Origin of the sequence: Arhodomonas sp. KWT2, from assembly GCF_041949875.1 — a bacterium.
Classification (GTDB): Bacteria; Pseudomonadota; Gammaproteobacteria; order Nitrococcales; family Nitrococcaceae; genus Arhodomonas; species Arhodomonas aquaeolei.
On record NZ_JBHFPQ010000051.1, the window covers coordinates 147081 to 168637 of the forward strand.

General features: G+C 70.9%; 22 protein-coding genes. 11 read left to right on the plus strand and 11 right to left on the minus strand.

Annotation, left to right across the window (positions count from 1 at the left end):
• Positions 1-108 precede the first annotated feature (108 nt).
• Entirely contained in the window at positions 109-846 is a 738-nt protein-coding gene (locus ACEZHJ_RS16095) for a phosphoglycolate phosphatase (RefSeq protein WP_163139022.1), read from the minus strand.
• On the minus strand, positions 843-1517 hold the full coding sequence (gene rpe, locus ACEZHJ_RS16100) for a ribulose-phosphate 3-epimerase (RefSeq protein WP_163139021.1): 675 nt from the start codon (positions 1515-1517) through the stop codon (positions 843-845). Before rpe ends, ACEZHJ_RS16095 begins: the two co-directional genes overlap by 4 nt.
• Positions 1518-1654: 137 nt before the next feature.
• Here rpe and ACEZHJ_RS16105 point away from each other — a divergent pair, with 137 nt between their 5' ends.
• Positions 1655-2125 carry a CopD family protein gene (locus tag ACEZHJ_RS16105; RefSeq protein ID WP_018716446.1) on the plus strand — a complete coding sequence of 157 codons (471 nt, stop codon included), beginning with the start codon at positions 1655-1657 and terminating at the stop codon, positions 2123-2125.
• 9 nt (positions 2126-2134) lie between these two features.
• On the opposite strand, the gene ACEZHJ_RS16110 is transcribed toward ACEZHJ_RS16105, so the two are convergent.
• The 7 genes from ACEZHJ_RS16110 to moaB all read right to left on the minus strand — a co-directional run bounded on the left by ACEZHJ_RS16110 (position 2135) and on the right by moaB (position 7823).
• Positions 2135-2932 (minus strand): TerB family tellurite resistance protein, encoded by a 798-nt coding sequence (locus ACEZHJ_RS16110; RefSeq protein ID WP_018716447.1) that lies wholly within the window; start codon positions 2930-2932, stop codon positions 2135-2137.
• A gap of 219 nt (positions 2933-3151) precedes the next feature.
• Entirely contained in the window at positions 3152-4798 is a 1647-nt protein-coding gene (locus tag ACEZHJ_RS16115) for a bifunctional diguanylate cyclase/phosphodiesterase (protein ID WP_051088163.1), read from the minus strand.
• On the minus strand, positions 4774-5151 hold the full coding sequence (locus tag ACEZHJ_RS16120) for a hypothetical protein (RefSeq protein WP_018716449.1): 378 nt from the start codon (positions 5149-5151) through the stop codon (positions 4774-4776). The genes ACEZHJ_RS16115 and ACEZHJ_RS16120 overlap by 25 nt, the downstream gene beginning before the upstream one ends.
• Positions 5148-5789, minus strand: coding sequence for an acyl-homoserine-lactone synthase (locus ACEZHJ_RS16125; protein ID WP_205599734.1), 642 nt, complete (start codon positions 5787-5789; stop codon positions 5148-5150). Before ACEZHJ_RS16125 ends, ACEZHJ_RS16120 begins: the two co-directional genes overlap by 4 nt.
• A gap of 106 nt (positions 5790-5895) precedes the next feature.
• Positions 5896-6642, minus strand: a complete 747-nt coding sequence (locus ACEZHJ_RS16130; RefSeq protein ID WP_018716451.1) for a LuxR family transcriptional regulator — start codon at positions 6640-6642, stop codon at positions 5896-5898.
• Between the two features lie 39 nt (positions 6643-6681).
• Positions 6682-7290, minus strand: coding sequence for a TetR/AcrR family transcriptional regulator (locus ACEZHJ_RS16135; RefSeq protein WP_018716452.1), 609 nt, complete (start codon positions 7288-7290; stop codon positions 6682-6684).
• On the minus strand, positions 7287-7823 hold the full coding sequence (gene moaB / locus ACEZHJ_RS16140; protein ID WP_256379696.1) for a molybdenum cofactor biosynthesis protein B: 537 nt from the start codon (positions 7821-7823) through the stop codon (positions 7287-7289). The genes ACEZHJ_RS16135 and moaB overlap by 4 nt, the downstream gene beginning before the upstream one ends.
• A 486-nt stretch (positions 7824-8309) precedes the next feature.
• Here moaB and ACEZHJ_RS16145 point away from each other — a divergent pair, with 486 nt between their 5' ends.
• The 4 genes from ACEZHJ_RS16145 to ACEZHJ_RS16160 are packed head-to-tail and all read left to right on the plus strand — an operon-like array spanning position 8310 to position 12899.
• Complete coding sequence (locus ACEZHJ_RS16145) at positions 8310-9614, plus strand: NAD(P)/FAD-dependent oxidoreductase (protein ID WP_018716454.1); 1305 nt, start codon at positions 8310-8312, stop codon at positions 9612-9614.
• Positions 9611-10381 (plus strand): DUF1365 domain-containing protein, encoded by a 771-nt coding sequence (locus ACEZHJ_RS16150; RefSeq protein ID WP_018716455.1) that lies wholly within the window; start codon positions 9611-9613, stop codon positions 10379-10381. Before ACEZHJ_RS16145 ends, ACEZHJ_RS16150 begins: the two co-directional genes overlap by 4 nt.
• Positions 10378-11595: a cyclopropane-fatty-acyl-phospholipid synthase family protein gene (locus tag ACEZHJ_RS16155; protein WP_018716456.1), complete on the plus strand. Its 1218-nt coding sequence runs from the start codon at positions 10378-10380 to the stop codon at positions 11593-11595. The genes ACEZHJ_RS16150 and ACEZHJ_RS16155 overlap by 4 nt, the downstream gene beginning before the upstream one ends.
• Positions 11592-12899 (plus strand): MFS transporter, encoded by a 1308-nt coding sequence (locus tag ACEZHJ_RS16160; protein ID WP_018716457.1) that lies wholly within the window; start codon positions 11592-11594, stop codon positions 12897-12899. The genes ACEZHJ_RS16155 and ACEZHJ_RS16160 overlap by 4 nt, the downstream gene beginning before the upstream one ends.
• A gap of 9 nt (positions 12900-12908) precedes the next feature.
• Here ACEZHJ_RS16160 and ACEZHJ_RS16165 read toward each other — a convergent pair whose 3' ends face one another.
• Together ACEZHJ_RS16165 and ACEZHJ_RS16170 are read right to left on the minus strand one after the other, a co-directional pair.
• Entirely contained in the window at positions 12909-13340 is a 432-nt protein-coding gene (locus ACEZHJ_RS16165; protein WP_018716458.1) for a nuclear transport factor 2 family protein, read from the minus strand.
• Positions 13337-14110 carry an SDR family NAD(P)-dependent oxidoreductase gene (locus ACEZHJ_RS16170; protein WP_375036703.1) on the minus strand — a complete coding sequence of 258 codons (774 nt, stop codon included), beginning with the start codon at positions 14108-14110 and terminating at the stop codon, positions 13337-13339. The genes ACEZHJ_RS16165 and ACEZHJ_RS16170 overlap by 4 nt, the downstream gene beginning before the upstream one ends.
• 128 nt (positions 14111-14238) lie before the next feature.
• Here ACEZHJ_RS16170 and ACEZHJ_RS16175 point away from each other — a divergent pair, with 128 nt between their 5' ends.
• From ACEZHJ_RS16175 to argF, 6 genes are all read left to right on the plus strand, one after another.
• The gene (locus tag ACEZHJ_RS16175) at positions 14239-15174 is read left to right on the plus strand and encodes a MerR family transcriptional regulator (RefSeq protein ID WP_018716460.1); all 936 of its coding nucleotides are present in this window, start codon (positions 14239-14241) and stop codon (positions 15172-15174) included.
• Positions 15171-16598, plus strand: a complete 1428-nt coding sequence (locus ACEZHJ_RS16180) for a deoxyribodipyrimidine photo-lyase (RefSeq protein WP_018716461.1) — start codon at positions 15171-15173, stop codon at positions 16596-16598. The genes ACEZHJ_RS16175 and ACEZHJ_RS16180 overlap by 4 nt, the downstream gene beginning before the upstream one ends.
• A 58-nt stretch (positions 16599-16656) precedes the next feature.
• The gene (locus ACEZHJ_RS16185) at positions 16657-17550 is read left to right on the plus strand and encodes a phosphoribosylaminoimidazolesuccinocarboxamide synthase (RefSeq protein ID WP_375036704.1); all 894 of its coding nucleotides are present in this window, start codon (positions 16657-16659) and stop codon (positions 17548-17550) included.
• A 295-nt stretch (positions 17551-17845) separates the two neighbouring features.
• The gene (locus ACEZHJ_RS16190; RefSeq protein WP_018716463.1) at positions 17846-19294 is read left to right on the plus strand and encodes a YfcC family protein; all 1449 of its coding nucleotides are present in this window, start codon (positions 17846-17848) and stop codon (positions 19292-19294) included.
• A gap of 12 nt (positions 19295-19306) precedes the next feature.
• Positions 19307-20536 carry an arginine deiminase gene (locus ACEZHJ_RS16195; protein ID WP_163142189.1) on the plus strand — a complete coding sequence of 410 codons (1230 nt, stop codon included), beginning with the start codon at positions 19307-19309 and terminating at the stop codon, positions 20534-20536.
• Between the two features lie 17 nt (positions 20537-20553).
• Positions 20554-21555 carry an ornithine carbamoyltransferase gene (gene argF, locus ACEZHJ_RS16200; RefSeq protein WP_375036705.1) on the plus strand — a complete coding sequence of 334 codons (1002 nt, stop codon included), beginning with the start codon at positions 20554-20556 and terminating at the stop codon, positions 21553-21555.
• Positions 21556-21557 lie beyond the last annotated feature (2 nt).

The window sequence follows — 21557 nt, forward strand, 5'->3', positions numbered from 1 at the left end:
CATCGATGCCGGGGGTCGAGCGCCGTGGTGACCGCCATGCAGCGCGGACGCGCCGTCACTACGAAGGGGCGGCGGACCGTGCCCACGAGGGCCTCTCCGGCGACGGCCTCAGCCATGCCGGTGCGCCTGTGCCTTGTCAGTGACGGTCGATCCTGCTGTCTCATGCGCCTGTGCGATACCGATCAGGGGCGGCAGGTCGGCCAGCGTGTCGACCACCGCCTCGGGACGAGCCTCAAAGATAGCATCCCCTTCCCGATAGCCATAGGGCACACAGGCGACCGGGATCCCCGCATTGCGGGCCGCGGACACGTCGGTGAGCGAATCGCCCACCATCAGGCAGTCCGCCAGCGCCACCCCCAGGATCCCGGCGGCATGGGCCAGCGGCGCGGGGGCCGGCTTCTTCTCGGCCAGGGTATCGCCGCCGACCACGGCGCCGAAACGCGCCGCCAGGCCCAGGGTCTCCAGCAGCGGCCGCGCCAGCCCCTCGGGCTTGTTCGTCACCACCGCCACGGGGATACCCGCTGCGGCCAGGGCGTCGAGGAGCTCGATCACCCCCGGATAGATCGTGGTCCGCTCGACCAGCCGCTCGCGGTAGAGGACCAGGAACCGCGCCAGGGCCGCCTCCGTGCCCGCCGGCTCCCCGTCGATCCCGCGCCGGCCGGCGAGCGCCCGCGCAACCAGGCGCCGGGCGCCGTTGCCCACCCAGTGACGGACCAGCGCCTCGCCCACGGGCTCGCGGCCGAGCTCGGCGAGCAGGCGGTCCACGGCGGTGGCGATATCCGGCGCGCTGTCCACGAGCGTGCCGTCCAGATCGAAGAGCACGGCCCGCGGCCGGGACAGGCTCATGCGCCCCCCTCGGCGAGCCGGCGGCGCATCTCGCCGATCGCCCCGGCGTAGTCCGGCGCACCGAAGATCGCCGAGCCGGCGACGAAGGTGTCCGCACCGGCCGCCGCCGCGTCGGCGATGTTCGCCGCCTTGATCCCGCCATCGACCTCGAGGCGGATATCGCGGCCGCTCTCGTCGATGATCCGCCGCGCCGCACGGAGCTTGTCCAGCGAACGCGGGATGAAGGCCTGGCCGCCGAAGCCGGGGTTCACGGACATGATCAGCACCATGTCCACCTTGTCGATGACCCAGGGCAGGCAGTCCAGCGGCGTCGCCGGGTTGAACACCAGCCCCGCACGGCAGCCCTCATCGCGGATGAGCTGGAGCGTGCGATCGACGTGTTCGCTCGCCTCGGGGTGAAAGGTGATCCAGCTCGCCCCCGCCGCGGCGAAGTCCGGGACGATACGGTCCACGGGCCTGATCATGAGATGGACGTCGATGGGCGCGGTGACGCCATGGCGGCGCAGCGCCTGGCAGACCACGGGGCCGAAGGTGAGGTTCGGCACGTAATGGTTGTCCATGACGTCGAAGTGGACCATGTCCGCGCCGGCGGCGAGGACGTCGTCCACCTCCTCGCCGAGGCGCGCGAAGTCCGCTGAGAGGATGGACGCGGCAATACGGAAATCGGTCATCGTCCGGGGCCTTGAGGCTGGTCGCGAAGCTGAGCACTTTACAATAGATGCCAGGGACGTAATAGGTAACGCCGTGCGGACGATGCCGGCAGGCAGCGATCCGTGACGGGCACCCGCGGCAACGGAGGGAGACGACGATGTTCTGGGAGATCCCGGTACTGATGGCACTGCACCTGATCGCAGCGGTGGTCTGGATCGGAGGTATGTTCCTCGCCTACACCTGCCTGCGCCCGGCGGCCGGCGCCCTCGAGCCATCCGTGCGCGGCCCGCTCTGGCACGGGGTACTGCGGCGCTTCCTGGCCGCGGTCTGGGTCGCCGTGGTGGTGCTGCCGGCGAGCGGATACCGCATGAGCGCGCTGCGCTTCGGCGGGCTCGCGGACGCACCGGCCTACGTGCACGCCATGCAGGCGATCGGCTGGGTGATGATCGCGCTGTTCGTCTACCTCTACTTCGGCCCGTACCGGCGGCTCGGCCGTGCGGTCGCCGACGGCAGCACCGGCGCCGCCGGCGCGGCGCTGGGGCGCATCCGCCGCGTGGTCCAGATCAACCTGGGGCTGGGCATGGCCCTGCTCGTGGTGGTCGCGGCCGGGCGTTTCTTCGCCTTCTGAGACCGCGGTTCAGGACGCGGCCCGGCGGCGGAGATAGTCGTAGGCGGCCTTGACCTCGCGGGTCCGCGCCCCCGCCTCGCGCAGGGTCGCCTCGTCCGCCCCCCGCGCCACCAGGCGGTCGGGGTGATGGCGGCTCAGCAGCCGCCGGTAGGCGATGCGCACGGTCTCCGCCGTCGCGCCCTCCTCCAGCCCGAGCACGGCATACGCCCAGGCCACGTCCATGCGGTCACCCGAGCCCTGGGCCCGCCGGCGCACCGAGGCGTAGAGCCGGCGGTAATCCTCGTCATCGATGCGGAGCAGGCGCACGGCGTCACGCAGCCGGCGGAATACCGGCCCGGTGGGCTCGCCGTCCGCCAGCGCCACCCCGAGAAGCAGACGCAGCCAGCGCTGGGCGGGACGTCCGCCGCGGACCCGGCGCAGGCGTATGAGATAGCGCCGCCACGGATAGCCGGGCTGCTTGGCCGCGGAGAACTGGCTGATGGCGACCCGTCGGGCGGCGCTGTCGAGGCCGAACTCGTTCATCAGGGCGCGGGTGGCAGCGATCTCGGCCTCGCTCACCCGGCCGTCACGCTTGGCGATATGCCCCGCCCAGCCGAACAGCGCGGCGAGGAAAACGCGCTCGCGCGGGTCCTCGCTCCATTGCCGCCAGCGCCCCGGGCGCAGCGGCGCGAAGTAGCGCCGGTCGTCACGCCACCATCCCAGCGCGGCGCCCAGCGCCACCCCGGCCGCCCCGGCCAGCCACAGGCCGATGAGCGCTCCTGCCAACCGGCCGGCATAGCGGCCTGAAAGACCCAGCCACGACGTCATTTATCGCTTCGATATCCGCTCTTGGACCCACGATGCCGCCCACGGCACCGCCCGGCACGAGAGTATACCGAAGCCCGCGGCACCGACTAATCCATGGCGGGACAAACAGGCTTCAGGCAACACGGCCGCACGCCGAGCCGCCCGGAGATGGAGAGGCATCGCGGACCGGGACCTGCCTCCGGGGGGAACCGTTCGCGCACCACCCCGTGCGCAACCCGCTCACTGCGCCCCGGCCGTGCGCAGGGCACCGCCGTCGCCCGCCAGCAGACGCGCCAGTGGCATGGGGGCGCCATAGAGATAGCCCTGGGCGAGCAGCTCCGGCCAGCGCGCCAGGAACCGCGCCTCTTCCTCACGCTCGACCCCCTCCACCACGACCTGCAGCCCCAGGTCTGTCGCCATGGACACGATGGCCTGCATGATCACCTGCCCCGCCGGGCTCTTCCAGAGCCCCTGGACAAAGGAACGGTCCACCTTGAGCACCTGCACCGGCAGCTCCAGCAGATAGGCCAGCGACGAATAGCCCGTGCCGAAGTCGTCCACGGCAAGGCGCACCCCGAGGGCGCGCAGCTCGCGCAGCGTGTCGATGATCGTGGAGTTGTCGCCGATCAGCCGGTGCTCCGTGATCTCCAGCGTCAGACGCCGCGGATCAAGCCCGGTGTCGCGCAGCACCGCGGCCACCTCGTCGACGAAGCCGCTCTCGTGCAGCTGCTCGACGGACACGTTCACCGCCACCTCCGGGACCCGTCCGCCGGGCGTGGTGGTAGCGACCAGCTCTTCGCAGGCACGCCGCAGCACCCATGCCCCCACCGGGCGGATCAGTCCGGTGTCCTCCAGCACGGGCACGAACTGGTCCGGCGGCACCGGCTGACCGTCCTCCCAGTGCCAGCGCAGCAGCGTCTCGACCCCGCACACCTCGCCGCTGCCGAGGGACACGATGGGCTGGTAGGCCAGCGAGAACTCATCCTCCTCCAGCGCCCGGTGCAGGGCGACCTCCAGCGCCACCGCCCGGGCCGAGTGGTGGTCCGGTGCCTGGGGCGGTTCGTCGTCGAACAGCACCCAGCAGCGCCCGAGACGGCGGGCCCGCTGAAGCGCGGCCTCCGCGGCCACCAGCGGCCCCTCGGCCTGGCCCGTCGCCGCCTTGCTCGCGGCGAACCCCGCGGAGACGGTCACCAGCAGCTCCCGCCCGTGGCAGAAGATCGGCCGGCGCATGGACTGGTCCAGGGCCTCGGCCATCTCCCGGGCGCGCGCCGGCGCGCCGGGACCGGTCATGACCACGCCGAACTCGTCGCCGCCGAGGTTCGCCACCCGTGCGCCGGTACCGGCGAGGCGCTGCAGCCGCCGCCCCACCTCGGCGAGCACGGTGTCGCCGCAGGCGTGACCGTAGCCGAGGTTGATCTGGCGCAGGCGGTCGATGTCGATGCACCCGACCGCCACCGGCGCGCCATTGCCCGCCGCGGTCTCGAGAACGGAGAGGAACTCGGCGCGCCCCAGCAGCGGTGACGGCTTCGAGCTCCGCGCGCTGTCCGCCTCGGCCTCCGCCTCCAGCTCAAGGGCGACGGCACCGGTGGGGTACGGCACCAGCCGCCCGGCAAAACGGGCGCCCGGGTCGCACACACCGCGCAGGCTCAGGTAGATGCCGGCACAGCCGGCGCGCAGCGCGGCCAGGCACAGCGACAGCGAGCGCGCCGGGTAGACCGCGTCGGTCAGCCAGCCGTCGACGCTGTCTCCCCGGGCCAGCCCGGCCAGTGCCTCCGGCAGCGCGGTCGCCACGGAGGTGACGCGCCCCTCGCCGTCGAGCATCAGGCGGTAGACCGGTGCCGCCGGCGGCGCCTGAACGGCCGCTAGGCTGGATTGATAGTTCGGCATGGCGCGTGGTACTCGAAGATCCAGCCACCGTCCTCCCGTCCATAGGCGGGCCGGGCACCTCGGCAACCATAGCGGGCCCGGCCGTCGTCGACCGGGAACTCGGCGTTGTGGACGGGCATCCCCAGAATGCGCTCCCGGGCCTGTCCGCCGGCGGCGCACACACGGTCGCTGACAGCCTCCAGGCTCAGGGCCTCGCCCGGGTCCACCAGGACGTAGTCGAACCACTCACTGGCGGCCAGCTCTTCCGCCTCGGCCAGTCCGCCGCACTCGCACACCTGCCACAGCGGCGATGCGAGCACCGCCTCGGCCAGCGGGTGGGTGCTGCGGCGCAGGTTCACGAACAGTAACCTCATGCCACGGCCCTCCCCGCCGGCGCGGCGGCAGCATCGGTGGCGGGCAAGGCGCCGAGGGCGCGTCCCAGGGCCTCGTCGATGCGCAGCCGGCAGGCCACCGAGAGCACGCGGCCGATACGCACCGCGGAGCCGTCGCCGAAGCGCGTCAGCTCCAGGCCCATCCCCCGGAGCATGCGCTCCACGGCGACGCTGGTCGCCATCACGTACTCGCGGATGCCGTTGCTGGCGCCGTAGCGGTAGCACGCGCGCATCAGCGACAGCGTCGTCTCGGTGCAGCTCGCCTGTACCCGCTCGCTGGCGTCCGAGGGCTCCACGGCGAAGCGCGAGAGCTCCCAGACATCGCTGGCACAGGGCACGGACTCGCCGCGCAGCAGCTCCGGGAACACGTCGCGGAGCATGTACGGGCCGGTGGTCGGCAGCAGCCGGAAGGTGCCGATCACCGTCTCACGGTGCTTATGGCAGGCAATGTAGACCGGGTCGAGATCGTCGTAGTCGTCACGCTCGCGGCCACGCACGCTCGTGACCTCCCAGCCCAGACGCTGGCGGAAGACACGGTGGCGGAAGCGGTAAATGCCATCGACCACCGACGGCGGGAGCGTCGCTTCGGACGGACGTCCGACAAGGATCTGAGCTTGCATGGGCCGGGCCTCTCGCAGTTGTTTGGGTCCGGCTCCCATTCAACGGCGCGCGCGGCCGCGAGGTAACTGTCAGTTCTTACAGGTTGTCAGCAGTGAATGAACGGCTTCACGCAAGCTGGGGGGCGATCAGGCCCTGAGCGATGGCGCGGGCGACCGCCTGCTGGCGCGAGGTGACATCCAGCTTGCGCGCCGCATTGTTGAGGTGGAATACCACCGTGCGCTCGCTCACCCCGAGGATCGCGCCGGTCTCCCAGGCGGTCTTCCCCTCCGCCGCCCAGAGCAGGCATTCGCGCTCGCGCGCGGTCAGGCTGGCGGGACGGTAAGGCAGCGCGCCGTGGTCGAGCAGCCCGCATACCGCCTCGTGGACGTAGCTGGAGAACATGAACAGGGCCGGCTGGGAGGCACGGATATCCCGCTCGACCGGGGTGCCCCGCCGCCCGGAGGAGAAGCTCAGCAGCCCGACCTCGCCGCGGCTGCCGCGCACGGGCAGGCATGTCCCGGTAACCAGGCCGAAGGCGGCGGCCTCGTGGAGCACCGCCAGATCCTCCGGACCGTACTCGGGACTGTCGAACAGCTCGCTCCAGCGCGCCGGGCGCACGTGGTTCACGCTGTGACGCACCGCCGGGTCGAGCTGGATGTAGTCCTCGGCCTGGTAGCGCTCGCGCCACTCGTCCGGATGGCCGCTGATGACGAGCATGAAGGGCCGGGTCAGCGAGCTGGGAAAGCGCGCGCCGTAGATGAAATGGTCGTAGCCGTAGAGCGCGGCCGCGCGGCTGCACACCGAGTGAAGGGCCTCGATGCTGTCCGCGGCGAGTGCCGCCTCGATGAGTTCGCTAAGACGTGGCTCCGGCATAGTCGCCCCACCCCCATTCGACGGCGCGTCCGTGCTGCCTCAGCCCACCAGGCGTTCGAGTCCCTCGCCCCGTTTCATGCCCAGCCCCTGACGCAGGGCCCGGAGGACCCCCTCGTAAGCCTCCGGCCCGCGCAGGCGCGCAAGCTGCAGCGCCCCCTGGGTCGCGGCCAGGATCTGGTGCGCCGTGTCCGCCACGTCGTCAACGTGGGGAATGCTGCCATCGGCGAGCCCGGCCTCGAGCGTCTCGATGAAGAAACCGAGGACGTCCTGCAGCAGCGCATCCGCCTCGCGGCACATTGCCGGCGGCAGGCCGGTACGCTCCACGCCGACGACCCCCAGGGGACAGACGCGGTCGGCGGCGACGTAGCGCCCGTCCAGCTCGAAGAACGCCTCCAGCCGTGCCGACGCGTCCGCGCCTCGCGAGCGCTGGCGCTCACACCACCAGCCGAAGTCCTCGCGCACACGGGCGAGCACGGCGAGGCCGAGATCCGCCTTTGCCGGGAAATGGTAGTGCACCGCGGCGGTGCGCACCCCCAGCGCCTCGGCGATGTGGTGATAGCTGAAACCGTTGAAGCCGCGCGCCTGCATCAGCCGCTGCGCGGTGGCCAGGATCGCCCGCCGGGTCTCGCCACGTGGTCGCCGGCTCACGCCCCGCCTCCGCCGTGATTGGCGAACAGCACCAGCTCCGCCAGGTTGCAGGGACGGTGACGCACGTCGAGCTGATCGGCCAGGATGGCGTCCCAGGCGGTACGGCAGGCCCCGGTCGAACCCGGCAGGCAGGCGATGAACGTATGGTTCGCGAAGCCCGCGAGGGCCCGCGACTGGATCGTGGAGCTGCCGATCTCGGCATGGGAGAGCTGGCGGAAGAGCTCGCCGAAGCCCTCGACCTCCGCATCGAGCAACGGGCGCACGGCCTCGGGGGTATCGTCCCGGCCCGTGAAGCCGGTCCCCCCCGTGGTAAGCACGGCCTGCACGGCCGGATCCGCAATCCAGCGGGAGAGCACGGCACGGATCCGGTAGCGATCGTCCGGCAGGATCTCACGCTCGGCAAGATGATGCCCCGCCGCCTGCAGGCGCTCGCACAGCAACGCACCCGAGCGGTCCTCGTCCACACCCCGTGTATCCGACAGCGTTAGCACCGCCATCGACAGCGGACGGAATTCCGGACTTGCCTCGTGCACGCTACCCCCTGCGTTGAACCGTCATACGTTACCGACTCCAATCCCGTCGGGCATTTTGTCCGGTGTCGGGGCACCTGCATGGGCTCAGGGCGCTCGATCCGCTCGGTCGCACCGGAGACACCCGCATCGCCCACTGCAGCGCAGACCGGTGACTCCGGTGATTATCGGCGTCCGGCACGGCCACGCCCCCATGCCTCTGACACGGCTAGTATTAGCATGATACCCGTCGCGGCGGCGACATCGAAGCCATATAAATGATAATGAGAATGCTTGCTATTTGTGATCGATTCCCCTAGACTCTCCCCTGTCGCGACGGCTTTCGCGACTTGCGGGTAGTTCAAGCCTTTCGGGGACGTCATCGCGACGTCCCCGTTTTCTTTCCGGCCCCTTCACCCCCTGATCACCCGTGCCACGGCGGGTTTAGCGTTTGCGTGACGCCACGTAGTTGTACAATACTTGTATTGTATATTTACGGGGCGATAGGTTATGGCACACAGACGCATCGCAGTGGTCGGGAGCGGCATCGCCGGGCTGGGAGCGGCCTGGCTGTTATCCCGCCGCCACGAGGTGGTGCTCTTCGAGGCGGACTCGCGTCTCGGTGGACACACACACACGGTGGACTGCGACCTCGCCGGCGGCCGGATCAGCGTGGACACCGGCTTCATCGTCTACAACGAGGCCAACTACCCGCACCTTACCGCCCTGTTCGCGACCCTCGGCGTACCGACCCGGCCATCGGACATGTCCTTCGCCTTCTCCGCCAGCGATATCGACCTGGAATACGCGGGCGACAACCTCAACACCCTGTTCGCACAGCGGCGCAATCTGCTGCGGCCCGCGTTCTGGCGCATGGCCGGCGATATCCTGCGCTTCAACCGCGAGGGCGCCCGCGCCCTCGCCACGGACGCGCTGGACCACGACGAGCCGCTGTCGGCATTCCTCGACCGTATCGGCCTCGGCGAGGCCTTCCGGCGCTACTATCTGCTGCCCATGAGCGCGGCAATCTGGTCCTGTCCGCCGGAGCGGATGCTGGCCTTCCCGGCGGCAAGCCTGCTGCGCTTCTTCGCCAATCACGGACTCATCCGCCTGTCGGGCCGGCCGCAGTGGCGCACGGTCACCGGCGGTGCAAGGCGCTACATCGAGGCGATGCGCCCGGACCTCGGCGAAGTGCGGACCGGCTCCCCGGTCACCCGGATCCGCCGCGACGGCACGGGCGTTCACCTGCACGGCCCGTCCGGCGGGCTCGGACGGTTCGACGACGTGGTCATCGCCGCACATGCCGACCAGGCCCTGGCGATGCTGGAGCAGCCGAGCCGCGGCGAACGCACGGTGCTCGGGCGTTTCCATTACCAGGCCAACGAGGCGTGGCTCCACCAGGACCCGGCACTGATGCCCCGACGCCGCACGGTGTGGTCATCCTGGAACCACCTCACCACGCACGCCGCCGATGGTTCCCGGCCGGTATCGGTGACCTACTGGATGAACCGGCTCCAGCGACCCGACACCGACGAGCCGCTGTTCGTGAGCCTCAACCCGGTACGCCCGCCGGCGCCGGACCGGGTGATCCGCCGCCTGAGCTACGATCACCCGGTATTCGACGGCGCCGCGATGCGCGCACAGGCGGCGCTTCCACGGCTGCAGGGTGATGGCGGCGTGTGGTTCTGCGGCAGCTACTGCGGCTACGGCTTCCACGAGGACGCCCTGGCCTCGGCGGTCGCGGTCGCCGGGCGCCTGGGATGCGCGCCGCCGTGGACGCACGCCGTGCAGCGGGACGGCGGAAACACGGGATGAGCGATCTGGCGCTGTATACCGGCACGGTGATGCACCGGCGGCTCGCCGAGCCCGGGTACCGGTTTCGGTACCGGACGTTCTCGCTGCTCGCCGACATCGACCGACTCGACGAGGCCGCCGCATCACGGCGATGGTTCTCCCACAACCGGCGCAATCTCGTGGCCCTGTTCGACCGCGACCACGGGCCCGGCGACGGCAGCCCGCTGCGCCCGTGGGCGGAGCGGGTGCTCGCCGGCAGCGGCATCGACCTCGCCGGCGGCGGCATCCACCTGCTCTGTCACCCACGGGTACTCGGCTACACGTTCAACCCGCTGTCGCTGTGGTTCTGCCGGCATCGCGACGGCACGCTGCTCGCCGTGATCGCCGAGGTGCACAACACCTTCGGCGACCGCCACGTCTATCTGCTGCACGAGCACGGCCGCGCCCTGCAGACGCCGGTCAGGGCCCGTCACGGCAAGGTCTTCCACGTCTCGCCCTTTCTGCCGGTGAGTGGCGAATACCGCTTCCGGATCAGCCCGCCGGAAGCGGCGCTGAGGATCGCCATCACCTACCACCGGGAGCCCGGCGGTGCGGTCACGCTGGCCGCCGTGCAGACCGGCGAGCACCGCGACGCCGGCGACCGCGCGCTGCTGCGCCAGGTACTCGCGATGCCGCTGATGACCTTCAAGGTCATCGCCGCCATCCACTGGCGGGCACTCGGAATCTGGCTGCGCGGCGGCCGCTATCACCGGCGACCGCCGCCGCCCAGCGAGGAGGTTTCACGATGAGCACCCCCACGGAATCGGCCCTCGAACTCCCCCGCCCGCTGCCCGCCGGCGCGGCGCTGCTGATGGGGCGGCTGCGGCGCCTCGCCCGCGGCGAGCTGCGGGGGCGCCTGCCCGGCGGCCAGCCCTACCGGATCCGTGCCGCCGGAGCCGGGCCCGCGGGGGTGCTCGACGTGCACGCCCCGTGGCGGCTGCTCGGGCGCTGCGCGCTGCACGGGGCGGTAGGCTTCGCCGAGGCCTACATCGCCGGCGACTGGGACAGCCCCGACCCGGCGGCACTGCTGGAGGTCATGGCCGTCAACGAGCCCGCCTTCTCCGCCCGCGAGCCACGGCTGCTGACCGCGCTGCAGCGTGCCGGCCATCTCGGCTGGCGGCGCAACACCCGGCGGGGCAGCCGCCGCAACATCGCCGCCCACTATGACCTCGGCAACGACTTCTACCGGCTGTGGCTCGACGAGACCATGACCTACTCGGCGGCGGTGTTCGAACGCCCGGAGCAGCCCCTCGCCGAGGCCCAGCGGGCCAAGTACGACGCCCTGCTCGACGCCCTGGACGCACGGCCCGGCGAGCGGGTGCTCGAGATCGGCTGCGGCTGGGGCGGTTTCGCGCTGCGCGCCGCCGGGCGCGGCCTGCATGTCACCGGCATCACCCTCTCCGGCGAACAGCTCGCCTGGGCCCGGCAGGCCGCCGCCCGGGCCGGCCTGGGCGAGCGTGTCGATCTGCGCCTGCAGGACTACCGCGACGTCACCGGCACCTTCGACCACGTCGTCTCCATCGAGATGCTGGAGGCGGTGGGCGAGGCCTACTGGGAGCGCTACTTCGACACCCTCGCCGCCCGCGTACGGCCGGGTGGCGGCATCGCGCTGCACGGCATCACCATCGACGCCGACAGCTTCGAGCACTACCGGCGCGAGCCGGACTTCATACAGCGCTACATCTTCCCGGGCGGCATGCTTCCCACCCGCGACCACCTGCTCGCCCTTGCCACGGAGCGCGGGCTCGGGGTAAGCGGCGACGAGCGCCTGGGCCGCCACTACGCGGAGACCCTGGCCCGCTGGAGCGCACGCTTCAACGCAGCGGAGGGAACCATGTCCGCCCAGGGCTTCGACGAGCGCTTCCGGCGCATGTGGCGGTACTACCTCGCCTACTGCGAAGCGGGCTTCCGCAGCGGCCGGATCGATCTGCAGCGCCTGGTGCTGCGGCGGCCGCCGGCGTGATCGCCGGCCGCCGGGTTCTCCTCGCCTATGGCGCGCCGGCACTGCCGCTGGCGGTGCTGGGCATCCCGATGTACGTCTTCCTCCCCGGGTTCTACGGCGAGCGCCTCGGCCTCGCCGGCGTCGGCACCGCCCTGCTGCTGGCGCGGCTGTGGGATGTGGTCACGGACCCGGCCATCGGTGCGCTCGGCGACCGGCTGCACACCCGCTGGGGCCGCCGGCGTCCGTTGATGGTGGTGGGTTCCCCGCTGCTTCTGGTAAGCGCCTGGCAGCTATTCCACCCGCCCCCGGACGTGACCATCGCCTGGCTGCTGGCCTGGGGGCTGGCCGCATACCTGGGCTGGACTCTGGTGGCGCTGCCCTACACCGCCTGGGGCGCCGAGCTGTCCCGGGACTACGACGAACGCGCCTCGATCACGGCGAGCCGCGAGGGGTTCATGATCCTGGGCACCCTGGTCGCCGTCGCCTGGCCCGGCGTGGTGGGCGGTGGACGCACCGACGCGACCACCCTCGCCGGTCTGGCGTGGCTGCTGGTCGTGCTGCTGCCGCTGACCCTGGCAGTGACCCTGGCGCTGGTCCCGGAACCGCCGGCGGGCGCCGCCGCGGCCCCGGGGTGGCGGCGCGGCTGGCGGCTGCTGCGCGGCAACGCGCCGTTTCGCCGGCTGCTCGCCGCGTACGTGCTCAACGGGCTCGCCAACGGCCTGCCGGCCTCGCTGTTCACCCTCTATGCCGCTCACGTACTCAGCGCCCGCGGGGCCACCGGGGCGCTGCTGCTGATCTACTTCGCCGCCGGCATCGCCGCCCTGCCGGGCTGGCTTTGGCTGTCCCGGCGTGTGGGCAAGCACCGGGCCTGGGCCCTGTCCATGCTCTGGGCCTCGCTGGTGTTCGCGTGGGTGCCGCTGCTCGGTACGGGTGATGTGGCGGCGTTCGCCGTGATATGCGCCCTCTCGGGGGCGAGCGTGGCCGTGGACATGGCCCTGCCCGCGGCCATCCAGGCGGACCTCGTGGACCTGGACACCCACCGCGGCGGCGGTGGCCGGGCGGGCCTGTTCTTCGGCCTGTGGAACATGGCCACCAAGCTCGCCCTCGCCCTCGCGGTGGGGATCGCCTTCCCGCTGCTGGCGGCGCTGGGATTCGATCCGGCGGCGCCCGCCTCCGGGGACGGCCTCGCGCTGGCGCTGTTCTACGGCGCCGCGCCGATACCGTTCAAGCTCGCCGCTACCGCGCTGGTCTGGCGCTTCCCGCTGGACCGGGCCGCCCACGAGGCACTACGTGCTGGTACGGCGCCCGCCGCGCGGGGGACATGAGCGCCGGGTTCAGGGGGGCGTGACGGGCGCACTCAGGCGCCGGCGCAGCCAGCGCATGAGTGCCCCGAGCACCGGCAGGCGGGCGTAGAGCTGGCCGGCGGCGTCCCAGTAGTCCACGTGCTCGGCCACCCGGCCGTCGGCGGCGAAACGCACCCGCGAGACGCCGTCGATGGGCGGTAGCGCCCGGCCCCCGTTGAGCACGAGGTGGCCGCGCCAGCGCAGGTAGGCCACGTCGGCATCGCCGACGATCTCGGTGATCTCGAAGCGCACCCCCTCGCAGACCCGGAACATGTGCTCGAATACCCCGCGGACCGCGGCGACCCCGCGGACGTCGTTGAACGGATCGACGAAACGGGCGTCGTCGGTGAATACGGACTCGAAACGTGTCAGGTCCGCCGGCGTGAGCGCGGCGAAGAACGCCGCGTACTCCGGGGCGTTCACGCCAGCCTCCGCATCAGCGCGAAGTACAGCCGGTAGGGCAGCAGCCTCAGGAGCTTGAGCGTCCACCCGAGCCGCCTCGGGAAGAACACCTCGAAGCCGTTACCGTCGATACCGGCATGGATCGCCGCCGCGGCATCGGCGGGCTCCATGAGCTGGGGCATGCGGAAGTCATTGCGCTCCGTGAGCCGGCTCTTCACGAAGCCGGGACTGACCACGCGCAGCGCAATCCCGGCACGCTCCGCCTCGGGCCGCAGCGACTCGGCGAGGCTCAGCACCGCCGCCTTGGTGGAGCCGTAGGCGGCGGCCCGGGGCAGACCGCGGTAGGCCGAGAGACTGCCCATCACCAGCACCTGACCGCGTCCCCGGCGGCGCATCGCCGGCAGACAGGCGGCGAGACCGTTGACCGTGCCCAGGTAGTTGACCCGGATCAGGCGCTCGAATACCGCCGGATCGAGCTCGTCCAGACGCACGGGCTCGTAGTCGCCGGCGTTGAGGATCACCGTGTCGATCTCGCCATGATCGGCCTCCACGGTGGTCACCAGCGCGGCGAAGGCATCGGCGTCGGTGACGTCCAGGACCTGGGGGATGATCCGCCCCGGACCGGACGCCCGTTCCGCAAGGGCCTCCAGCGCGGCCCGGCGCCGGGCCGCGGCCACCACCCGCCAGCCGTGGGCGGCCAGGCGCACGGCCAGGGCCTCGCCGATACCGCTGCTGGCACCGGTGATCAGGGCCAGGCGGCCGTCTCCGGGCCGGTCTGTCTGGTTCGGCATGGCAACCTCGTGTTCGCTCGGCGCGGACAGTGGCCGGCGATGCCGGTCGCGGTCCGGCATGGCACCGGGATGATGTTGTACAATATTATTGTACAATCGGGTGCGTCATCCAGGGGGCACGAGTACGCATGTCACAAACGGAGCCGCAACAATCCGCCGTCGAACGTACCGGCGAGGGTCTGTACCCGATCCGTACGGTCTCCGCGCTCACCGGGGTCAATCCCGTGACGCTGCGCGCCTGGGAACGCCGCTACGGACTGATCCGGCCACAGCGCACACCCAAGGGCCACCGGCTCTACGCCGAGGCGGACATCGAGCGGATCCAGCACATCCTCCAGCTCCTGGACCAGGGCATCCCCATCGGCCAGACCCGCCGACTGCTCGACAGTGATGAGGCGCCCGTACCCATGCAGGCCGAGACCGGCGCAGCCGGCCCGTGGGAGGACTATCGTGAGCGCATGCGGCGCTCGATCGCCCGTTTCGACGCCGCTGCCCTGGAGGGGACGTACAACGAGGCACTCTCGCTGTACCCGGTCAACCTGGTCACCCGCGAGCTGCTCCAGCCCCTGCTCGCTGAGCTCGGCCTGCACCGGGACGGGCGCGAGGCGGTGACCGTGGCGGAGGAACGCTTCTTCCGGGCGTTCATCCGTAACAAACTCGGCGCCCGGCTCCATCATCAGGCCGGCCAGGCACGCGGCGCCCGCGTGATCGTCGCCGGTCTGCCCGGGGAGTGCGCCGAGACATCGCTGATGCTGTTCGCGCTCTCGGCCCTGGCCAGCGGCTACCGCGTGGTGCTGCTCGGCGCGGACACGCCGGTGGCACCACTCGTCGAAGTGGTGCGGCGCACGGACGCGCGGGCGGTGCTGCTGGTGGGCGAACACGCACCGGCGGATGACGTGGTACAGGCGGTTGCCGCGCTTGCGGAAACGCTGCCCTGCCCGGTTGCCGTCGGCGGCGACGCCGCCGAGCGCGTCTCGGATGCGCTGTCCGATGGCGGCGCCCACCCCCTCGGCAACCGTCCCGAGGAGGGCCTGGCCCACCTGCGCGAGCTGATGCATCCGTGACCCCGGTGATCGTCTGGTTCCGACGCGATCTGCGCCTGGCGGACAACCCGGCGCTGTCCGCCGCCGCGGAGGCCGGGCCGGTCTGCCCCGTCTACATCCACGACCCGGACGCCGACGGCGACTGGCGCCCCGGGGCGGCCAGCCGCTGGTGGCGGCACCACGCCCTGGCGTCGCTCGACGAGTCGCTGCGCGGACACGGCCTGCGGCTGGTGATCCGCCGGGGACCGGCCCTGGAGACGCTGCGCGCCCTCGTCCGCGAGACCGGGGCATCGGCGGTGCACTGGAACCGCCTCTACGACCCGGCGCCGGTGGCCCGTGACCGCAACGTCAAGCAGGCACTGCAGGCGGACGGGGTCGCCGTTCACAGCCACAAGGCCGCACTGCTCCACGAGCCCTGGACCGTGAAGACCGGCCAGGGCACGGACTACCGGGCGTTCACCCCGTTCTGGCGCGCCGCCCGCCGTGGCGGCGAGCCCGACTCGCCCCTGCCGGTCCCGGAACTCGCGGCCCCGGCGACGCTTCCGGCCGGCGAGCCTCTGGCGGCACTGGGGCTGCTGCCGCGGGTACGCTGGGACGCCGGCCTCGCCGGGCGCTGGCGACCCGGCGAGGCCGGTGCCCGGGAACGGCTGACGGCGTTCACACGGCACACGCTCGGGGATTACGGACGCGCCCGGGACTACCCGGGCGAGCCGGGCACGTCCGGGCTCTCGCCCCACCTCCACCACGGCGGCGTCAGCCCAAGACAGATCTGGTCGGCGGTCCGCAACGCGGATGACGGCGGCGGCGAAGCGGCGGAGGCGTTCCTCGCCGAGATCGGCTGGCGGGAGTTCGCGCACCACGTCCTCTTCCACCACCCGGAGCTGCCCGACGCGCCGCTCAACCCGCGCTTCGCGGCATTCCCCTGGCGGGAGGATCCCGGCGACCGGCTGCTCGGGGCCTGGCAGACGGGCCGCACCGGTTTCCCCATCGTCGACGCGGGCATGCGCGAGCTCTGGGTGACCGGCTGGATGCACAATCGCGTGCGCATGATCGCCGGCTCGCTGCTGGTCAAGAACCTGCGGCTGCCCTGGCAGGCCGGCGAGCGCTGGTTCTGGGACACCCTCGTGGACGCCGACCTGGCCAGCAACAGCCTCGGCTGGCAGTGGGTGGCGGGCAGCGGCGCTGACGCCGCCCCCTACTTCCGCATCTTCAACCCGGTCCGCCAGGGCGAGCGCTTCGACCCCGAGGGGGACTATGTCGCACGGTGGCTGCCGGCACTGGCGGCGCTGCCGCCACGCCATCGCCATGCCCCGTGGGCCGCGCCGGAGGGCGTGCTCCGTGACGCCGGCGTGCGCCTCGGCCGTGACTACCCCCGGCCGGTGGTCGACCTGAAGGCCAGCCGCGAGGAGGCCCTGGCGGCGTTCGAGCGGATCAAGCGCGGCTGAGCTGGTAGACTGGCGGCCCGCAAATCGGCACACGGGGCAGCGGCCCGGAGCGAGGACCATGGACACCCCCCACGCGCTATTCGAGAGCGATCTCCCCAGCCTGGAGCGGCTCGCCCGGGGCAAGGTGCGCGACATCTACGCCATCGACGACGAGCACCTGCTGATCGTCACCACCGACCGTATCTCCGCCTTCGACGTGGTGCTGCCGGACCCGATCCCGGGCAAGGGCGCCGTGCTCACCGCGCTGTCGCGGTTCTGGTTCGAGCGGCTGCGCCACATCGTCCCCAACCACCTCGCCGACAGACCCCTCACCGACGTGCTGCCGGACCCGGCGGAACGTGCCCAGGTCGAGGGCCGGGCGCTGGTGGTGCGACGCCTGGCGCCGCTGCCGGTGGAGGCCATCGCGCGGGGCTACGTCATCGGCTCGGGCTGGAAGGACTACCAGGCGAACGGCTCGATCTGCGGCATCCCGCTGCCCGCCGGCCTGCGCCAGGCCGACCGCCTGCCGGAGCCCATCTTCACCCCCTCGACCAAGGCCGCGGTGGGCGAGCACGACGAGAACGTCGCCTTCGAGACCGTTGCCGGGCAGCTCGGTGCCGAGCGTGCGGCGACGGTCCGCGAAACGACGCTGCGCCTCTACACCGAGGCCGCGGACTATGCCCGCGAGCACGGCATCATCATTGCCGACACGAAGTTCGAGTTCGGGCTCGACCACGACGGTACGCTGGTGTGGATCGACGAGGCCCTGACCCCGGACTCCAGCCGCTTCTGGCCGGCGGATGCCTACCAGCCCGGCGGCTCGCCGCCAAGCTTCGACAAGCAGTTCGTTCGCGACTACCTCGAGACCCTGGACTGGGACAAGACCGCGCCGGCCCCGCACCTGCCGGCGGAGATCATCGAGCGCACTGCGGAGAAGTACCGCGAGGCCCAGCGCCGCCTCGGCGCCGGCTGAAACCGCGCCCCGCGCCACCCCGTCCCGACGCTGCGGCCGGGACGGGACCTCCGCCTCTATTGCGCCGCGGCCGCCCTCACCACCCCCGGGCCGTCCCGTGCCCACCGGTATACGTCCGCATCACCACGCACTGCCCGCCGTCCCGGGGCATGCCGGTAGATTGCTAACGACTTGACCGGCGTCAACTGACACCCACGCGCATTCCGCCTATCGTTGACCTGGGTACACGAACACCCGGCCTCGCCGGAACAAGCCCCGTGGCGCAGCATTGCGCGTCAAAACAAGGAGAAGTGCCGTGTCTGCTGACCCCAACGCCCCGTCGCAGAAGGACCCGGAACTCACCTCTCGTTTCCCGACCGCCTATACCGTTCTCTTTCTTCTCATCGTCCTCGTGGCCGCGCTCACCTGGGTCATCCCCACGGGCAAGTACGAACGCACGATGAACGAGGCCGTGGGCCGCGAGGTCGCCGTTCCCGGCACCTACCAGGCCGTGGAGCCGAACCCGCAGGGCTTCGTCGACGTCATGCTCGCCCCCGTTGCCGGCTTCTACGACCCGGACAGCTATGCAGCGAACGCCATCGACGTGGCGCTGTTCGTGCTGTTCCTGGGGGGATTCCTCGGGGTCGTCAACGGCACCGGCGCCATCGACACCGGCATACGCGAGGCCATGCGCAAGCTTCAGGGTCACGAGATATGGATGATCCCCATACTCATGATCCTGTTCGCCATTGGCGGCACAACATACGGCATGGCCGAGGAGACGCTCGCCTTCTACGGCATCCTGGTCCCCGTCATGCTCGCCGCGGGCTACGACACCATCACTGCCGTCGCGGTCATCATGATCGGCGCCGGCATCGGTGTACTCGGCTCGACGATCAACCCGTTCGCCACCGTCATCGCCGCCAACGCGGCCTCGATCCCGTTCACCACGGGTATCGTGCTGCGCTTCGTCATACTCCTGGGCGGGCTGGCGCTGTGCATCGGCTACGTCATGGCCTATGCACGGCGCGTCAAGGCGGATCCGTCGCGCTCGGTCGTCGCCAAACAGCACGCCGCGCACAAGGCCTACTTCCTCAGGGGCGACGACGAGCAGAGCCATTCCTCGACGCTCACCACCACCCAGTCGATCGTCCTGGTGCTGTTCGGTCTCACCTTCGCGGTGATGATCTGGGGCGTGTCCTCCCAGGGCTGGTGGATGGCGCGGATGGGCGCGCTGTTCTTCGGCTCGGCGATCGTCATCGGCATCGTCGCGCGGATGGGCGAGAAGGAGCTCACCGGCCGCTTCGTCGACGGCGCCCGCGACCTGCTGGGCGTCGCCCTGGTGGTGGGCCTCGCCCGCGGCATCGTCGTGATCATGGACAAGGGCCTGATCGCCGACACGATCCTGCACAGCGCCGCCGAGACCCTCGGCGGACTCGGGCAGCTCGCCTTCATCAACCTGATGTTCTGGATCGAGGCGGCGATGAGCTTCTTCGTGCCCTCCTCCTCCGGACTGGCGGTACTGTCCATGCCGATCCTGGCCCCGCTCTCGGATTTCGCCGGGGTCGGCCGGGAGCTCGTGGTCACCGCCTACCAGTCCGCGAACGGACTGGTGAACCTGATCAACCCGACCTTCGCCGTGGTGATCGGCGGCCTCGCCATCGGGCGCGTGCCCTACGACCGCTGGATCGCCTTCATCTGGCCACTGCTGCTGATGCTCACGATCTTCATCTCGGTCGTACTGAGTATCGGCACCTTGGTCTAGAGGGAAATCGACATGACCGCAACAACACTAGGCGTTCACTCGGAAACCGGCACGCTCCGGCAGGTCATCGTCTGCCGTCCGGGCCTCGCCCACCGCCGCCTGACGCCTTCGAACTGCGACGAGCTGCTCTTCGACGACGTCTTCTGGGTCAAGCAGGCGCAGAAGGACCACGACGTCTTCTCCGCCACCATGCGCGAGCAGGGTATCGAGGTCCTCGACGTCAACGAGCTGCTCGCGGAGACCCTCGACATCCCCGAGGCAAGGGCGTGGGTGCTCGATCACCGCGTCACCGCCGACCACATCGGCGTCGGCGCGCTCTCCGAGCTGCGCGCGTGGTTCGACGAACTGCCGGGCACCCGACTCGCCGAGCACCTCCTCGGCGGGCTCACCGTCGACGAGGTGCCGTTCGAGCTCACCGGGCTGTTCGGCAGCTACCTGGGCCATCACGGGTTCCTTCTGCCTCCCCTGCCCAATGCCCTGTTCACACGGGACAACAGCGCCTGGATCTACGATGGCGTGACGGTGAACCCGATGTACTGGGCCGCCCGACGGCCGGAGACGCTGATCAACACCGCGATCTACCGGTATCACCCCACCTTCGCCGGCCGGGTGAACATCCACTGGGGCGATCCGACACGCGAGCACGGGCTGGCGACCCTGGAGGGCGGCGATGTCATGCCGGTGGGCGACGCCACCGTGCTCGTGGGCATGGGCGAGCGTTCCTCGCCGCAGGCGGTGGGCCAGCTCGCGGTATCGCTGTTCGCCTCCGGCGCCGCGGAACGCGTGCTGGCCTTCAAGATCCCGCGCTCGCGGGCGTCGATGCACCTGGACACGATCTTCACCCTGTGCGGCGGCGATGTGGTCACCACGTTCAAGGAGGTCGCCGACGAGCTCGTGTGCTACGACATCCGCCCGGGCGCGGGGGACAAGCCGCTCGACTTCCGCCACGACCCGCGGCCGATCTTCGAGATCGTCGCCGAGGTGCTCGGCTACAAGCGCCTCCGGATCGTGCCGACCGGCGGCGAGTCCGAGGAGGAGCGCGCCCGCGAGCAGTGGAACGACGGCAACAACGTCCTCGCGCTGCGCCCGGGCGTGGTGATCGGCTACGACCGCAACGACGACACCAACGCCGCACTGAAGGCGGCCGGTGTCGAGGTCCTGGCGATCCCCGGCGCCGAACTCGGCCGCGGTCGCGGCGGCGGCCACTGCATGAGCTGCCCCACCGCCCGCGACCCGGCCTGAACAGCGAGGACCGAACCATGGCATTCAACCTCAAGAACCGGCATTTCCTGACCCTGCGCGACTATTCGCAAAAGGAGATCGCCTTCCTCCTGAAGCTGGCCGCCGACCTCAAGACGGCGAAGTACGCCGGCACCGAGGTGGCCAACCTGCAGGGCAAGGACATCGCCCTGATCTTCGAGAAGAATTCCACCCGAACCCGGGTGGGATTCGAGGTCGCGGCCTACGACCAGGGCGCACGCGTCACCTACCTCGGGCCGACAGGCACGCACCTCGGCAGCAAGGAGTCGGTGAAGGACACCGCGCGGGTGCTCGGCCGCGTCTACGACGCGATCGAGTACCGCGGCTTCGGTCAGAAGGTCGTGGAGACGCTGGCCGCCCACGCCGGGGTCCCCGTCTACAACGGACTGACCGACGAGTTCCACCCGACCCAGATCCTCGCCGACTTCCTGACCATGCAGGAGCACGCCGAGAAGCCGCTGCACGAGGTGAGCTACGCCTTCCTGGGCGACGCCGGCAACAACATGGGCGACAGCCTGCTCATCGGCGGTGCCAAGATGGGCATGGATGTACGGCTGTGCGCACCGACGGCATGCTGGCCGGACGACGACATCCAGGCGGAGGCGAAGACGCTCGCCGCCGAGAGCGGCGCGCGGGTCACGGTCACCGAGAGCGTGGACGAGGCGGTCGAGGGCGTGGACTTCATCTACACGGACGTATGGCTGTCCATGGGCGAGCCGAAGGAGAAATGGGCCGAGCGCATCCGGCAGCTCTCGCCCTACCAGGTGACCACCGAGGTCCTGCGCCGCAGCGGCAACCCGCGGGTGCGCTTCATGCACTGCCTGCCGGCCTTCCACAACGCCGAGACCACCGTCGGCGCCGATATCGAGAAGGAGTTCGGCATGAGCGCGCTGGAGGTGACCGAGGAGGTGTTCGAGGGCCCGGCGTCGATCGTCTTCGACCAGGCCGAGAACCGCATGCACACCATCAAGGCGGTCCTGGTGGCCACACTGGGGGGCTGAGC

Excerpts from the sequence above, each read along its gene's own strand:
- ACEZHJ_RS16095 (WP_163139022.1), bottom strand. The coding sequence starts at position 846 with ATGAGCCTGTCCCGGCCGCGGGCCGTGCTCTTCGATCTGGACGGCACG.
- rpe (WP_163139021.1), bottom strand. The coding sequence starts at position 1,517 with ATGACCGATTTCCGTATTGCCGCGTCCATCCTCTCAGCGGACTTCGCG.
- ACEZHJ_RS16105 (WP_018716446.1), top strand. The coding sequence starts at position 1,655 with ATGTTCTGGGAGATCCCGGTACTGATGGCACTGCACCTGATCGCAGCG.
- ACEZHJ_RS16110 (WP_018716447.1), bottom strand. The coding sequence starts at position 2,932 with ATGACGTCGTGGCTGGGTCTTTCAGGCCGCTATGCCGGCCGGTTGGCA.
- ACEZHJ_RS16115 (WP_051088163.1), bottom strand. The coding sequence starts at position 4,798 with ATGCCGAACTATCAATCCAGCCTAGCGGCCGTTCAGGCGCCGCCGGCG.
- ACEZHJ_RS16120 (WP_018716449.1), bottom strand. The coding sequence starts at position 5,151 with ATGAGGTTACTGTTCGTGAACCTGCGCCGCAGCACCCACCCGCTGGCC.
- ACEZHJ_RS16125 (WP_205599734.1), bottom strand. The coding sequence starts at position 5,789 with ATGCAAGCTCAGATCCTTGTCGGACGTCCGTCCGAAGCGACGCTCCCG.
- ACEZHJ_RS16130 (WP_018716451.1), bottom strand. The coding sequence starts at position 6,642 with ATGCCGGAGCCACGTCTTAGCGAACTCATCGAGGCGGCACTCGCCGCG.
- ACEZHJ_RS16145 (WP_018716454.1), top strand. The coding sequence starts at position 8,310 with ATGGCACACAGACGCATCGCAGTGGTCGGGAGCGGCATCGCCGGGCTG.
- ACEZHJ_RS16150 (WP_018716455.1), top strand. The coding sequence starts at position 9,611 with ATGAGCGATCTGGCGCTGTATACCGGCACGGTGATGCACCGGCGGCTC.
- ACEZHJ_RS16155 (WP_018716456.1), top strand. The coding sequence starts at position 10,378 with ATGAGCACCCCCACGGAATCGGCCCTCGAACTCCCCCGCCCGCTGCCC.
- ACEZHJ_RS16170 (WP_375036703.1), bottom strand. The coding sequence starts at position 14,110 with ATGCCGAACCAGACAGACCGGCCCGGAGACGGCCGCCTGGCCCTGATC.
- ACEZHJ_RS16175 (WP_018716460.1), top strand. The coding sequence starts at position 14,239 with ATGTCACAAACGGAGCCGCAACAATCCGCCGTCGAACGTACCGGCGAG.
- ACEZHJ_RS16185 (WP_375036704.1), top strand. The coding sequence starts at position 16,657 with ATGGACACCCCCCACGCGCTATTCGAGAGCGATCTCCCCAGCCTGGAG.
- ACEZHJ_RS16195 (WP_163142189.1), top strand. The coding sequence starts at position 19,307 with ATGACCGCAACAACACTAGGCGTTCACTCGGAAACCGGCACGCTCCGG.
- argF (WP_375036705.1), top strand. The coding sequence starts at position 20,554 with ATGGCATTCAACCTCAAGAACCGGCATTTCCTGACCCTGCGCGACTAT.